The sequence below is a fragment of the Nostoc sp. PCC 7524 genome (genome assembly GCF_000316645.1).
In the GTDB taxonomy this organism is placed as follows: domain Bacteria; phylum Cyanobacteriota; class Cyanobacteriia; order Cyanobacteriales; family Nostocaceae; genus Trichormus.
In genome coordinates this window covers 2,587,130-2,602,905 of the sequence record NC_019684.1, presented here as the reverse complement: position 1 = coordinate 2,602,905, position 15,776 = coordinate 2,587,130, and the positions used below count along the sequence as shown (strand labels likewise).

9 protein-coding genes and 1 CRISPR repeat array are annotated in these 15,776 nt (G+C 40.4%); of the genes, 1 reads left to right on the top strand and 8 read right to left on the bottom strand.

From position 1 onward, the window contains the following. Nucleotides 1–223: 223 nt before the first annotated feature. The 8 genes from rpsU to NOS7524_RS10245 all read right to left on the bottom strand — a co-directional run bounded on the left by rpsU (nucleotide 224) and on the right by NOS7524_RS10245 (nucleotide 13,619). Nucleotides 224–412: a 30S ribosomal protein S21 gene (rpsU, locus tag NOS7524_RS10275; RefSeq protein ID WP_015138416.1), complete on the bottom strand. Its 189-nt coding sequence runs from the start codon at nucleotides 410–412 to the stop codon at nucleotides 224–226. 115 nt (nucleotides 413–527) lie between these two features. Further along, the gene (locus NOS7524_RS10270) at nucleotides 528–836 is read right to left on the bottom strand and encodes an RNA recognition motif domain-containing protein (RefSeq protein ID WP_015138415.1); all 309 of its coding nucleotides are present in this window, start codon (nucleotides 834–836) and stop codon (nucleotides 528–530) included. Between the two features lie 278 nt (nucleotides 837–1,114). After that, the gene (locus NOS7524_RS10265; protein WP_015138414.1) at nucleotides 1,115–1,729 is read right to left on the bottom strand and encodes a Uma2 family endonuclease; all 615 of its coding nucleotides are present in this window, start codon (nucleotides 1,727–1,729) and stop codon (nucleotides 1,115–1,117) included. Between the two features lie 195 nt (nucleotides 1,730–1,924). Then, a CRISPR array of direct repeats spans nucleotides 1,925–5,508; the repeat unit is 37 nt; unit sequence GTTTCAATCCCTAATAGGGATTAGTTGAAATTGCAAT. A 377-nt stretch (nucleotides 5,509–5,885) separates the two neighbouring features. Next, nucleotides 5,886–8,390, bottom strand: a complete 2,505-nt coding sequence (gene ppsA, locus NOS7524_RS10260; RefSeq protein ID WP_015138413.1) for a phosphoenolpyruvate synthase — start codon at nucleotides 8,388–8,390, stop codon at nucleotides 5,886–5,888. A 437-nt stretch (nucleotides 8,391–8,827) separates the two neighbouring features. Continuing rightward, nucleotides 8,828–10,192 (bottom strand): beta-propeller domain-containing protein, encoded by a 1,365-nt coding sequence (locus tag NOS7524_RS10255; protein ID WP_171815365.1) that lies wholly within the window; start codon nucleotides 10,190–10,192, stop codon nucleotides 8,828–8,830. 172 nt (nucleotides 10,193–10,364) lie between these two features. After that, entirely contained in the window at nucleotides 10,365–10,529 is a 165-nt protein-coding gene (locus tag NOS7524_RS29955; RefSeq protein ID WP_015138411.1) for a hypothetical protein, read from the bottom strand. Between the two features lie 161 nt (nucleotides 10,530–10,690). Next, complete coding sequence (locus tag NOS7524_RS10250; protein WP_041555675.1) at nucleotides 10,691–11,602, bottom strand: DUF1338 domain-containing protein; 912 nt, start codon at nucleotides 11,600–11,602, stop codon at nucleotides 10,691–10,693. A gap of 124 nt (nucleotides 11,603–11,726) precedes the next feature. Continuing rightward, a complete protein-coding gene (locus NOS7524_RS10245) occupies nucleotides 11,727–13,619 on the bottom strand; it encodes a hybrid sensor histidine kinase/response regulator (RefSeq protein WP_015138409.1) in 1,893 nt (630 codons plus the stop codon). Nucleotides 13,620–14,169: 550 nt separating this feature from the next. Here NOS7524_RS10245 and NOS7524_RS10240 point away from each other — a divergent pair. Continuing rightward, on the top strand, nucleotides 14,170–15,498 hold the full coding sequence (locus NOS7524_RS10240) for a serpin family protein (RefSeq protein ID WP_015138408.1): 1,329 nt from the start codon (nucleotides 14,170–14,172) through the stop codon (nucleotides 15,496–15,498). The last annotated feature ends 278 nt before the right edge of the window (nucleotides 15,499–15,776 follow it).

Below are 15,776 nucleotides of genomic sequence, written 5' to 3'. Positions count from 1 at the left end.
AGTCCCTTAGCCAAAAATTGATTGATCAGAACTATAGCTGTAGACAAGGCGATTAGGACATGATTAAAAGCCCAAACTCATTTATGGCATGGATTTTACTATTGCCTATTGCAAAAGTGCCTTCTGCCATACCATTGCTTAATTTTCGCTGACTGCTGCTAAAGTCCATAAAGAAAACCCTCATAGTGCTTATGAGGGCATTGACGTATATCTATGTCATTTTTTACGGGCGGAAGCGTCTTTTACCCTGCTTTTGCAAGGCAAGTTTTTTGCGCTTGGATTTTTCAATCGGCGTTTCAAAGTGACGGTGCTTCCTCATATCTTGAAAGATTCCTGCCTTGGAAACTTCTCGCTTAAATCGGCGTAAGGCTGACTCAAGGTGTTCATTTTCACCCACTACTATTTGGGTCATTATCTCTCCTAGTAAATCAACTTTATCAAGGGACTGAGCAGGCGCTAACAGTACAAAAAAGATAAATTTTCTGCCTGGCCTGAAAATTCGCTCTTCAAAATTCAGCTTTCAACGCTTAGTAGCGGTTACGTCCACCGCCTCCACCGTATCCTCCCCGGTTGCCACCAGATGAACCTCTGTCCTCTCTAGGCTTGGCTTTATTAACTTTGAGGTCACGACCCATCCATTCGGCTCCATCAAGAGCTTCAATGGCAGCTGCTTCTTCAGCATCTGTTCCCATTTCCACAAAAGCAAAGCCGCGCAGACGACCTGTTTCTCGGTCTGTAGGTACTTGAACCCGTTTTACAGTACCATATTCAGCAAAAACACCCTTAATATCCTCTTCTGTAACTTGGTAAGAGAGGTTGCCTACATAAATTGACATCGATTATCTCCAAAATCATAAATGTGTAGAGATTTAAATTTCGGAGAGAAGCCTGTGAATACTAAAAACAAACACTACCACCGAATTAACTCTCATTATCTAGGATGACATAGAAGGTAAATCTACGCATCGGGTATATGTACTAGATATTGTGCTAAATAGCAATGGTATTGTCAAGTTTTGTAAACTTTTGTTAAGAATTGCAGTTTTAATCCCTGAGAGGGATTAGTTCATATTGCCATATTGGAATATTTATGTACCCGATTCATCTTATTATTTTAGTTAGCTGCATCAAAAATCTGCTGTGCAGTTACATTTAATTGGGGGAAGGTAGGTGATTTAATCGCTGTGTCACCTTGAAATGGAATCATTTGATATTCACCATCAACTAAACTACATACAAAAATAGTAGGTTGTTTGGGATTACCGATAAATTTCCTAGCTCCCAATGCCGCATAATCAGCAATCCAAAATTCAGGAATGCCCATTTCTTCATAATCCCTAAGTTTGTTGTAGTAATCATCTCGCCAGTTAGTCGATACAACTTCAACCACCAATGGCACAGATGCAGCTTGGCTGACTGTTGACTGCTTTTGAAAAAGTGGTTCGTTGCTGAGGTTGTCTAGATTTAATAACAAGACATCGGGAGAATAAGTAGATTCAGCAGTAGGAGTTTTGACGAATGCAGTTTTGGGTATGGTGTAAGGAAGGTTCAGGCGATCAAACTCGACAGTTAACTTACGAGCTATAAATCCCACAACTTTTTCATGTTCTCCGCTTGGAGGGGGCATTTCAAAAATTACTCCGTTATGTAATTCATAGCGTTTACCATCGTTGGGATACCATTCGATAAATTCATCAAATGTCAGTAATTTTGGCAAAGATTGGGTCATAATCTTACCTCCATATCTGTATTTACTTTATCAAAAGCTTCATATTTTTTATTGGAATAATTCAATTATGTTTGATTTTTATAGTATTTATTTGCAAAGATTTTGTTAAACAGCCATTGCTTAATTTATAATAAATCAGAAAATAACTTTATCTTTTGTAATCCTTCTTTACGCCAATCATATCCTAGCATTAATGTTTCAATCCCTAATAGGGATTAGTTGAAATTGCAATTTAAGGAATTGGAACAAAGCATCTTTTTGGGCGCAGCCGGTTTCAATCCCTAATAGGGATTAGTTGAAATTGCAATATTCCCCACGGAGTTCAACTAACTCCTGTAATGTGTTTCAATCCCTAATAGGGATTAGTTGAAATTGCAATGTTAGCTCCCTAATTTGGCGGGGGCTAAGGGCTAGGTTTCAATCCCTAATAGGGATTAGTTGAAATTGCAATAGCTACCACTTCCCCCCAAGGGGAGGAAGTCGCCCGTTTCAATCCCTAATAGGGATTAGTTGAAATTGCAATAAATAGTACATTTTTCGCCAATAAAACTGGCTAGCTTGTTTCAATCCCTAATAGGGATTAGTTGAAATTGCAATCAATCTCCCTTATCCCACATCGGGGAGGTGACGGGGAATGTGAGCGTTTCAATCCCTAATAGGGATTAGTTGAAATTGCAATGCAGAGGACGTTTTGCAGGTTGCTATGCAATTAAACGTTTCAATCCCTAATAGGGATTAGTTGAAATTGCAATTATTAAAAAGTATATGGGGGAAGCCTTAGCAGCAGGTTTCAATCCCTAATAGGGATTAGTTGAAATTGCAATTACCAATAGTTGTTCCTTCTACCTTTTTGGCGTGTTTCAATCCCTAATAGGGATTAGTTGAAATTGCAATTTCTGAAACTGAGCGTGTCACTGGATACGTGGGTGTTTCAATCCCTAATAGGGATTAGTTGAAATTGCAATTCGTAGGTTTCCACCCCCTGCTCGATATGGCGCAAGTTTCAATCCCTAATAGGGATTAGTTGAAATTGCAATTTAATCCGCCCCTGCACCATCTGAGCGTCTTTAGGTTTCAATCCCTAATAGGGATTAGTTGAAATTGCAATTCGAGGGCAAACAGCAACGCCTGCGCTAGCGTATCGAGAAGTTTCAATCCCTAATAGGGATTAGTTGAAATTGCAATGTTGTAGTCCCTCCTCTACCCCCACCCCCGCCGCCGTGTTTCAATCCCTAATAGGGATTAGTTGAAATTGCAATCGTGGGTGGATTACTTCAGCACAGTGCTGGACTTCCCCGTTTCAATCCCTAATAGGGATTAGTTGAAATTGCAATTGCCATATCACCCTTGATTCTGGTGATATTATTTTCGTTTCAATCCCTAATAGGGATTAGTTGAAATTGCAATTCTAGGGTTACATCTGGGTTATCTGCGATTAATTCTACGTTTCAATCCCTAATAGGGATTAGTTGAAATTGCAATCCGCAAGCATTGATTTTAATGCTCTTGTTGGTATCTTTGGGGTTTCAATCCCTAATAGGGATTAGTTGAAATTGCAATTAGAACAAGCAATTGAAATGTTGCGAGAAGCCCTAGTTTCAATCCCTAATAGGGATTAGTTGAAATTGCAATCGGGGCGAGTGTGTGAAAAACTTGGCCGCCAGTGGCACACCGTTTCAATCCCTAATAGGGATTAGTTGAAATTGCAATTTACTTTTCATTGCTGCGAAAAGCAGAGGAGCAGCTTGTTTCAATCCCTAATAGGGATTAGTTGAAATTGCAATCAATTCGGTGCAGCTAAGGATGCAGTAAATTATCCAGATGTTTCAATCCCTAATAGGGATTAGTTGAAATTGCAATCTTGTCGTTATTAAAAAATTTGCCTCCCGTGGTGAATCAGTTTCAATCCCTAATAGGGATTAGTTGAAATTGCAATCTGCCTGTTCAGGTGCAGCAGGTTGAATAGCTGATTGTTTCAATCCCTAATAGGGATTAGTTGAAATTGCAATTCGCTAGACGATACATGGTAATTTTTGTAGATTCCGAAAATCGTTTCAATCCCTAATAGGGATTAGTTGAAATTGCAATTATAACTGTAGTCCCTAGCTTTACATTTGTCAACTACTTGTTTCAATCCCTAATAGGGATTAGTTGAAATTGCAATTTCCTAATTCCCCCTCCATTCCTCTCACCACTGTTTCAATCCCTAATAGGGATTAGTTGAAATTGCAATCCATCAATCCGAGAATCGGGGGAACCATAGCTGATGTTTCAATCCCTAATAGGGATTAGTTGAAATTGCAATCATCGGCATCACTAATCAAGGCGGTGTAAGTGCAGGTTTCAATCCCTAATAGGGATTAGTTGAAATTGCAATTTAGTTCAAATTTAGTAATATAGCGTTTAGCTTTAGTTTCAATCCCTAATAGGGATTAGTTGAAATTGCAATTGTAGAGTCAAGAAGCGGTAAATACTCTGGGGAAGTTTCAATCCCTAATAGGGATTAGTTGAAATTGCAATCCCCTCTGCCATCAATCGATACGGTATAGTAAGGGGTTTCAATCCCTAATAGGGATTAGTTGAAATTGCAATTATTTAAGCAAGTGCCTGCGACTATTTCGCACACATTGCCTACCCTTCGGGTTTCAATCCCTAATAGGGATTAGTTGAAATTGCAATCTTTGAGGCGTGATCGCATGGCTCGGATAGTTTTTAAATTTTGTTTCAATCCCTAATAGGGATTAGTTGAAATTGCAATTCCCCAGTACCCAATCCCAATCACTGGCGTGATTGTTTCAATCCCTAATAGGGATTAGTTGAAATTGCAATCTGGTAGCCTTTAACCGCTAAGGGCATCTGAGTTAAGTTAAAGGTTTCAATCCCTAATAGGGATTAGTTGAAATTGCAATGCTGGCATCGGTTACAGCAAAATCTAAGCTTTTAAGTAAGTTGTTTCAATCCCTAATAGGGATTAGTTGAAATTGCAATGGTAAGCGTAAAGGTTTATGGATTATCCAGCCTGAGTTTCAATCCCTAATAGGGATTAGTTGAAATTGCAATTCGACAAATGAATCATCTATCTATGTGACATCCGGTTTCAATCCCTAATAGGGATTAGTTGAAATTGCAATTCTCATTTCTTGAATACCTACCCAATCAGGTGGGTAGTTTCAATCCCTAATAGGGATTAGTTGAAATTGCAATAAACAGCACAGCAAACAAACAACGACATTCAAGTGTTTCAATCCCTAATAGGGATTAGTTGAAATTGCAATAACTATAGGAGGTTTAAGCCAAGTTATCAATCAGTGGTTTCAATCCCTAATAGGGATTAGTTGAAATTGCAATTTGAGCAGAGCCGCCGTACTTGGTGAATATTTCTAAGTTTCAATCCCTAATAGGGATTAGTTGAAATTGCAATAACTCAACCGGGTGGCTGTACAAATCGATTAGTTGTTTCAATCCCTAATAGGGATTAGTTGAAATTGCAATAATAGGGGTCTACGCGGAAAGTAAAAATGGCTTGTTTCAATCCCTAATAGGGATTAGTTGAAATTGCAATAGTCCGAGTGCTAGATAGTTCATTTACTATATTTGGTTTCAATCCCTAATAGGGATTAGTTGAAATTGCAATGGATCGTAACTGATCGATCACATAATCACGCTGAAGTTTCAATCCCTAATAGGGATTAGTTGAAATTGCAATTAAGCCAGCCCAGAGGCTCGAACTGTTTGTGTTGTGGTTTCAATCCCTAATAGGGATTAGTTGAAATTGCAATAGCGGCAGCCTGAAAGCTAGTCTGTATTTGGTTTTCAAGGTTCAGTTTCGCGAATGGGTTAATCATAACACGCAAAAACGTCAGTTGGTTTAAGGGAAATTGCTGAAACCAAGACTGGGCAAGGTGCGCGGATGGTTTTAATTTAATTTTTCGGCAAAAGACTGCCCTACAAGGAATACAGCCATTTCTCCAAAACAGCATTTCTCTACACCTACCCATCCGCGCATTCGTCCATACCGAGTTGCAATCAAAGATAGTAGAGGCGGGTTTAATCAGTGAATCTGTAGGTAGACAAATTTCTGATAAACCCATCCCTACAGAAACTGGTTCCCCTGTTCCCTGTCACCTGTCACCTGTCACCTGTCACCTGTTCCCTGTCACCTACTTTCTACCTTCGCCACCTCTAACATAGTTTTTAACACCGAATCAGGATTGAGACTAATAGAATCAATGCCCTGTTCTACCAAAAACTGAGCAAATTCTGGGTAATCGCTGGGCGCTTGTCCACAAATCCCGATTTTACGGTTGTGTTTTTTCGCTGCTTCTATCGCCATTTTTACCATTTGCTTCACAGCCGGGCTGCGTTCATCAAACAATCGTGCCACTAAGGCGGAATCTCTATCTAATCCTAGTGTCAACTGAGTTAAATCGTTAGAACCAATCGAGAAACCGTCAAATACCGCAGCAAACTGTTCCGCCATAATTACATTACTCGGCAACTCGCACATTACGTAAACCTGCAAGTCGTTCACACCTTGCTTGAGTCCATTTTTTGCCATCTCCGCCAAAACCAAATGCCCCTCTTCGGGAGTGCGACAGAAAGGAATCATGGGGATGACATTAGTTAAACCCATCTCTTCCCGTACCCGTTTGATGGCTTGACACTCTAAAGCAAAACCTTCTTTGTAACCTGCATCATAGTATCGTGCTGCCCCCCGCCAGCCCAACATGGGGTTTTCTTCTTTTGGTTCAAATTGTCTGCCGCCTACCAAGTTGGCGTATTCATTACTCTTAAAATCAGACATCCGCACAATCACAGGTTTGGGATAAAACGCGGCGGCAATTCTGCCTATCCCTTGGGCTAATTTATCGACAAAATACTGGGGTTTATCATCATACATGGCGGTGATGGCAGCAATTTTGGCTTTGGCTTGTGCATCTTCTAATATGTCGTAGTGAATCAACGCCAGAGGATGAATTTGGATTTGGTTGGCAATAATAAACTCAGTCCGCGCTAAACCTACCCCATCATTAGGAATTGCCGATAAACTCAAAGCTTCTTGGGGATTCCCCACATTCATTAAAATCTGAGTACGGGTACGAGGTAAGTTTTCTAAAGCCACCTCTTCCACTTCAAAAGGTAATAATCCTGCATAAACTTTACCTTCTTCTCCTTCCGCACAAGAAACCGTCACTTCTTGACTGGTACTTAACACTTCCGTGGCGTTACCACAACCAACGATCGCAGGTACACCCAATTCTCGTGCGATAATCGCTGCATGACAAGTACGCCCCCCAGCATTGGTAATAATCGCACTGGCGCGTTTCATAATCGGCTCCCAGTCGGGATCTGTTCTCTGGGTAACTAACACCTCCCCCGCCTGGAATTGTTCTATTTCTTTGACATCCAAAATTACCCGCACTTTTCCCTGACTAATCGCTTCTCCGATTGCTCTACCTGTGGTTAGGGGGAGTAGGGAGTGGGGAGTAGGGGATGAGGGGGATGAGGGGGATGAGGGGGATTTGGGGGAATTTTTTACCCAGTCCCCAGTCCCCAACACCAACCGATAACTCCGCAATACGTTACCTTGTTTCTGCGACTGTACTGTTTCTGGACGGGCTTGCACTATAAATAGTTGATTTGTCATCCCATCTTTCGCCCATTCAATATCCATTGGTGTATGACTACCGTGGACTTGGGAATAATGTTCTTCAATTAAACAAGTCCAATGCCCTAGTTGTAAAATATCTTCATCACTCAGGGCAAATTTATTTTGTTCTACGCTTGATACAGGTATATTCTTAGTAAGATTTGAACCTTCATCGTAGACCATTTTTAAGTCTTTACTGCCCAATTTTTTATCAATGATGGGACGAAACCCTGTTTTTAAAGTGGGTTTAAATACATAATATTCATCGGGGTTAACTGTCCCCTGGACAACGTTTTCTCCTAAGCCATAGGCAGCTGTAATTAAAGCCGCATCTTTAAAGCCTGTTTCAGTGTCAATCGAAAACATCACTCCAGAGGTGGCTAAGTCAGAACGCACCATTTTCTGTACACCTACCGCCAAGGCAACGCTAAAGTGATCAAATCCTTTGGTGTGGCGATAGGAAATAGCCCTGTCGGTAAATAGGGAAGCAAAACAACGATGACAAGCTGTCAGTACACCTTCGACACCAACCACATTTAAATAGGTTTCTTGCTGTCCGGCGAAACTAGCATCGGGTAAGTCTTCGGCGGTGGCGCTAGAACGCACGGCTACATCTGTATTGGGATTATATAACTGACATAAATTTTTATAAGTACTAGCGATCGCCTGTTGTAATTCTAACGGAAATGGCGTATTCATTAAGAGCGATCGCGCCTGTTTTCCCCTGACTTGTAAGTTTTTAACATCTTCCACATCCAAATCGGCAAATAGTTCTCTTAACTTCGCTTCTAACCCCGCCGATTGGATGAAATAACGATAAGCATAAGCAGTAGTAGCAAACCCTGTAGGGACATTTACGCCTTTGGGTGTTAACTGTTGAATCATTTCCCCCAAGGAGGCATTCTTTCCACCAACTAAGCCTATATCCGCAATTCCTACTTCATCAAACCAGAGAACAAGTGATTTCTCTTTAGAGTATTGAGCCACAGTGTGATGAGATACTGTAACCATAAATATGACCTCCCAATTGATGCTCTGGTTATTTAGACTCAGTTTATTTTGGATTTATTTGTTTATCTTGCAATGCCCAGCCCAATAGACACGAAATATCGTGATTTCTACATTGGTCGAGTGCTTAATATTTCCTTTGGGATCACCATAGCAAAAAAAAATTGGTTTTGGTTTCGCAGTTAAAACAATTCATTTTTGACTGCAATTTATATCGAAAGATAGAGGTTAATTTTAATATTTTGTTACACAGTGCTTGGTGATAGTTTATGAGTGAAAAAACAGATGACCGACTTATAGCAGTCGCCATATAGATTAGGACATCAAGCAATCATAAAACCGTTGTACAAAGAGGCTTTCAAGCCTGTCACCTGTCACCTGTCACCTGTCACCTGTCACCTGCCACCTGCTATATTTGAAAAGTCGAGCATCTCCATCAACTATCTAGCCAAAGCCAAGCGCCACAGCCTCACCCCTCTATCATCAGTAGCGGCGAGAATTTTACCATCAGGACTGAGTGCGACTTCAGTAGTATAAACTTTAGGTGGTCTTTGCCAAGTTAACAATTTTTTACCTGTGGTAATTTGCCAAATGTGCAACCTATCACCACTACTAATCAGAGTTTGACTATCTGGAGTCACTAGCAAATGATTGACTGTTCCGACGTTGGGAATAGTTTTCACTATTTTTTTTGTATTCATATCCCAGATTTGTAGATTGTTGTTCTGGGCGGTAATGAGATTTTTACCATCTGGTGTGATTACTAGGGTGCTGATGCGCTTACCTTGATTATCACCAAAAGATTGCAGACGCTTACCTGTATTAATGTCCCTGATTTCTATCTGGTTGCTGTAAGAACTATTGGCAATAACTAAAGTTTTACCATCGCTAGTTATATCCACAGGATAACCAGAGCCTAAAGTTTCTATGTTAGCGGGAATAGTACGTAATAATTTGCGATTGCTGAGTTCCCATATTCCCACATCTGCTGTAGGGTTATCTGCTTTTTTGAAGCCGATGAGAGTTTTAGCATCTGGAGCCAACTTGATGTAATCAGAACCTTCCAGCCTGTGGAGAATTTTACCGCTTTTTAGTTCCCGGAGTTGTATTTGTTGTGGTGCGGCTGTAACTAAAGTTTTATTATCTGGAGTAATAGCGATCGCTATAATCTGATCATTGAGAGTTGTACTACCATCTGGCGGCCCTGGGAAGGTGTGGACTAATTTCCCTGTATCTAGTTGCCAAACTCTGATATCACCGATGTTAGCAATCACTAATTGCTGTCCATCTTGAGTAAATGCTAAACTACTAATTCTCTGGTTATATCCCGAAAATTTCTGTTCATAGCCAATAATTCTACCGATGCGGGGGAGAAAGTTTGGCTCCTGTCCACTAGATTTAACAAACTGAAAAGCAGCAGGTGCTAAATTAAAATAAAGTAAAATCACCATCAGAGTATAGGTGAAAAGTAGCCCCATCCAAGTTATCCGGCGTTTGACTTGGAAAGTAAGTTTCTGTTCATAAGCAGCACCAAGCACACCCCCAATAATCGAACCTGCTGGTACAAGAACCATCATTTTCAACAATATTGCCAGTCCCCCAAAGGGGCCACCTATATAAGTTTCTGGGCTAGCATAAATGGGAGTCATGGCTACCAACATAGTACCTATGAAAGCACCCACCATGGCCGGGATAATGGTATGCTTGATGCGACGAGCGATCGCTCCCGTTATTAGTCCTACAATACCACCAACTATAGCTGCAATCACTGCACTAAGAAATGTTGCATATATCAGTTGTGGCAAAATAAAAGTCAATATAAATTCAAAGTTAATCAAATTCATATAGCAGCAGCAAACTAGCTAGGATACAAAGCTTGATTGTCAAGCATAACCACAACTTGGACACTAATATTGCTGTTGTTAGTATTAATTTAAACTTTCAAACACAGTGCTGTTAGAGGTAGCAGAGCATACCTTAATAGTCACTGTCAGCGACACAGATACCTTTACATTTAATACCGTTCGTAGCGGTGCGCTGACAATGAGGACATAAAATTTTTTCGTTTTCGGCTTCTTGATTTATCTTGATATTAGTGTCTGCCTGTAATTTGTCTTTTTCGGTCTGGAGTTCTACAGTCATAAGAATAAAACAAATGTAGCAATTATCGGTGAGACACCAATTAATCAATTATATAGGACTCCTCTTTGATTTTTATACTCAAACAGGCTTCTTCCCTACTCCCTACTCCCGATTCCCTATTCCCCACCTGTACAAGTCAATTCTGAAATCAAATCGAATTGCTATAATCGAGTCATTTCAAACAATTGCTGGGCATTTTTCCCTAAAAAAGCGGCAAAAAGTTCAGACTTCCCTGACTCTACCTCCACTAAATAACGCTGGGCAATTTCATAATAAGCATAAGTCCAAGGAATTTGAATTTCCTTACCACTTATATCATCTATGACTGTCACCATCTCCTTAACTGCTTGAGTAGCTGTTTGACGTAAACCACAGCTAACATTGCCTTCTATTTCTGCTTTCATTGGCACACCTAAGTTAGCCAAACCACGAGCAGTAGTATCTATATCTGGATATGCTGGTGTATTCTGACGATTAACGTAGCCCGTAAAATGATTCACAGCATAACCGTGTAACAGTACCCAAGCACCATATTGAGTGACTTGATTGACTTCTTCCACAACAGAACGCAGAGGAGTGCGCCAAGGGCGAGTAAAAACTTTTTGAAGTTTTTGGTTAATAGGTTGATAGTCTTCTTCTTCTAGCTGCAAAGGAGCCAGCAAAGAGGTCATTTCTTCAGCTATTGTAGAGACTGTTGTGTAAATAAGTTGAGCAATATGCTCAGGTAATTCATCTACAATTAACTCACTGATAAATAGCTTAGGCAAGTCTAATTCTGCTTGCTGTGGATGGCTATAATGACGAGCATAAAGATGAGTTTCAGGAAAAGTATACTCCCCAGATGGGACATAACCTAAAGCTGTGGCTATTTGTCCTAAGTGATTAATTCCTAAGTTAACTTGACCTTGGTGGCTATCAACAACCAATCGCAAAGACCGAAAAGCAATATGATCATTGGCGACAGTTCCACCCGCAGATGTAATCATTTGTTCATAAATTTGAGCATAACTAACTCTAGCTTTGTATTCTTGCCAAAGTGATTCCCAAAGATGACAGACTATTTCAGGTTGCATCAAATTTTCTCCTAGAGTTAATGTTAATAGGCAATAGGCAATAGGCAATAGGCAATAGGCAATAGGAAATATCTCTTTGTTTGCTTTCTTATCTTCCCAGTCCCCAGTCCCCAATCCCCAGTCCCTAATTCCCACGTTTAACTGTACTAATGGTTTGCAATAATTGGCTGGCTGTATAAGGCTTGGCTAGAAAGGCTTGAATACCCATTTTATACACTGCATTCACTTTATCGTTAGTAACCAGTCCACTCACGGCAATAATTTTAACGTGGGGATTAATTTTTTTTAATGTGCGGATGGTTGTTAGGCCATCCATTGACGGCATCACCATATCTGTCAAAACCAGCGATATTTTGTCTTGATGTTCTGCATACAAAGCTATAGCTTCAATTCCATCACTGGCTGTAATCGCTCTGTAGTTATGGCTTTCTAAAGAGGTTTTAGTAATATCTCGAATTGCAGCTTCGTCATCTACAACTAAAATTAATTCGCCGTTACCAACAGGTATTATATTTTCTACTTCTTCTACGATTTCCTGAGAGTCTTGTGCGGGTACATATACCTTAAATTCACTGCCTTTACCTTCTTCCGTTGAGACATTCAGAAAACCACCATGACTTTTAACAATGCCCAACACAGTTGCAAGTCCCAATCCTGTACCTTCACCTAGTTCTTTAGTTGTAAAAAATGGCTCAAATATTCTGTCTAAAATATCTGCACTAATACCAGTTCCCGTATCACTAACTGTGACTACAACATAGGGGCCAACTTGGGCATCTAGATTCATCCTAGTATAGTTTTCATCAATCAAGAGATTTGCAGCAGCAATTTTTAAAGTGCCGCCATTAGGCATGGCATCACGGGCATTGACACACAAATTCATCAATACTTGATGCAGTTGAGTCGCATCGCCAGATACAGTCCAAAGTTGTTGGGGGATTTGGGTAACAACTGCTATTGATTTGGGAAATGTTTCTTGAATAATTTGCTGAATTTCTGTGATTAAGTGCCTTAATTGCAATAGGGTACGCTCACCCTCCAAACCACGGGTAAAGGAAAGCACTTGTTTAATTAAATTTGCACCACGTTTAGAGTTATTAATTAATATAGGCAGAAGTCGCCGCGATCGCTCCTCTTGAATTTGAGATTCTAATAATTGGGCTGTCATTAAAATGGGAGCTAAAACATTGTTGAGATCATGAGCAATCCCACTGGCTAGTGTACCAATGCTCTCTAAACGTTGAGCGCGGAGAAATTGCGCTTCTAGTTGCTTTTTTTGCGTAATTTCTGTATTGACAACAAGAATTGATTGAGTTTGGCTGCGGAAATCACGTACTAATGTCCAGCGACTTTGTACAATAATATCTTTGCCTGATGCAGTTTTTTGTAGTAATTCTCCCATCCAAGACCCATTTTGCATCAATTCTGATTGTGCTATTTGTAACAGGGGCAAGTTCTTCTCCTGCCAGAGATTCTGTGTGTGATTGCCAATAGCTACTTCTTTTGTCCAACCATACAGTGACTCTGCTGCCTGATTCCAGAATAAAATTTTCTCGTTTAAATCCTTGACAAAAATCGCATCATTAGTAGTGTCGAGTAAAGCAGCTTGTTCGCGGATTTGTTGTTCGGTGTGTTTGCGTTCAATGGCGTAACGAATAGAACGCTCTAGTAACAGTGCATTCAATTGTCTTTTTTCCAGATAATCGGCTGCACCTGCTTTCATTGCTTCTAGATCTATTTCTCTGTCACCTTGCCCTGTAAGCAAAATAAAGGGAGCAGTACAGCCGTTAGCAATTGCTTCGCGTAATAATTCTAATCCACTATCTAGCCCCAGACGGTAATCTACAAGATATACATCATGTTGGCGCAGAGCGATCGCAGCTTTAGCCGCTTGATAATTATCCAACCATTCCAACTCGCACCCAGCCACCTGAAATTCCTGAAACCAATCACGAGTTAAAATGTAGTCATTTTCGTCGTCATCAACTAATAAAACTCTGATTGGATTTTTGTCCATATAGCCATCTTTGTTGGGCAATACGTGAATTTAATCAAATCAACCCTAGCATTGAAGCTTGATTAAAGAGCATCAAAATTTTTTTTGATAATTATACAATTAACCCTCCTTTGGGGTTACTTGATAATCCCTCTCTGGGAATAAAACCAGAAGATTGGAGATATGGAAGATTGCTTGTTGCTTTCCTCAGCCAGTCAGTTGGCGACTTCCAGATAAAAAATATTTAAAAAGTAGGGTGCGTCAGTATGAATAACTTCTTGGTATAGCTAGGTTTTATCGTACTGACGCACCCTACTAACCTATTGCTTTCCTCCGCCAGCCAGTTCAGATATTAAATTTTATTTTTATGTAGTAAAAACTACGATTTTTTGAGTCAATTGTCTTTAAGAAGTCGAGAAAAGTGCCTTTTACTTCTTTGCTCAAAACTACTGTTACCAAAACTGTAACCGCCGAGGGTTGGAGTTGCTGCTAATGCAATATTTAGTAATGAAGACAGCATCAACGTCAAGTTTGGTAGACAGATAAAAACTTTGGCACGCGAGGTAGTATAATGAATCGGCTGAAATTCAACGGTGTGAAAGGAAATTTCATCCAAAGACGTTACGCTGTTAGCTTGGGAAGACGTTATGTTCTAGCAGCAGCTAGCGTTGTTTTGTTGGGCGTTTTGGGTTGTTCCCAAGTTAATAATAATACAAGTGCGCTTGCCCAATCCCAACTATCTCCAACAGAGTCTCCATTGCAAAAAAAAACAGTAATTGAAGATACAAAAATTGTCGATGCTAACAATAAATTCGGCTTTAAACTGTTTGCAGAAATATTGAATCAAGACGGTAATGCCAAAAATATCTTTGTTTCACCGACAAGTGTCGCGATCGCTCTAGCTATGACCTACAATGGCGCTAGCGGCTCTACACAACAAGCAATGGCTAAAACTCTGGAGTTACAGGGTATCAGTCTACCAGAACTTAACTCTGCTTCCGCCTCATTAAACAAGTTACTAGAAAATCCTGGTGCAGATGTGCAATTGCAGATTGCCAACTCGTTATGGGCAAATCAAAGTGCTAGTCTACGTCCTGAGTTTATCCAGAGAACCAGAGATTTTTATCAAGCAAAGGTAACAACCTTAGACTTTCAGGATGCTGCTGCTCCTAATACCATTAATAACTGGGTAAAAGATAATACCAAGGGCAAAATAGATCAGATTGTTGACAAAATTGAACCTAATCAGGCGCTATTTTTGATCAATGCCATCTACTTTCAAGGGAAATGGAGCCAGAAATTTGATCAAAGCCAAACAACTCCCAAACCCTTTTATACCTCATCAAGCCAGCAGAAACAGCACCCTATGATGTCACAAACGGGTGATTATAAATACCATGAAACAGAACAATTTCAGGCTGTAAGTTTACCTTATGGCCAAGACGGGCGGGTGAGTTTATATATTTTCTTACCCAAGGAGAACACTAACCTGAAAGCCTTGACGCAAAACTTAAATACTGAGAACTGGGGAAAATGGATGTCTCAGTTTCGCCAGCGAGAAGGATTTATTCAGTTACCCCGCTTTCAGACAGAGTACGACATTACACTTAATGATGCACTCAAGGCTTTAGGCATGGGAGAGGCGTTTACGAACAAAGCAGACTTTTCTGCTATGGGAAAAAATCTGGCTATCAGCCAGGTGAGACATAAAACTTTTGTGGAAGTGAACGAAGAAGGTACAGAAGCTAGTGCAGCTACATCTGTAGGCATAGTTGCCACATCCATAAGACAGCCACAAGAACCATTCAGAATGATTGTTAACCGTCCCTTCTTCTGTGCAATTCGCGACAATCAAACACGTAGCATCTTATTCATGGGTGCAATTAATGATCCACAGTAGGTGAGTCGTGTTAGCGGTAGCATGGCGTTTAGTTAAGTAGCTCAGTGTTAAAAATTATCGCTATGGCAAGGCAGGAGGCAGGAGGCAGGAGGCAGGAGGGAAGAGGGTTTGAGCCTAGTTTATTTTTCTTAACATAGTTGTGTTTTTTCCCACCGACTTACTTAGTAGGGTGCGTCAGTGCGAGAAAACCTAGCTTTACCAAGGAATTATTCATACTGACGCACCCTACAGTTGGGATATTTCTGATCTGGAAGTACCTGATCTGACTAAAGCACCCT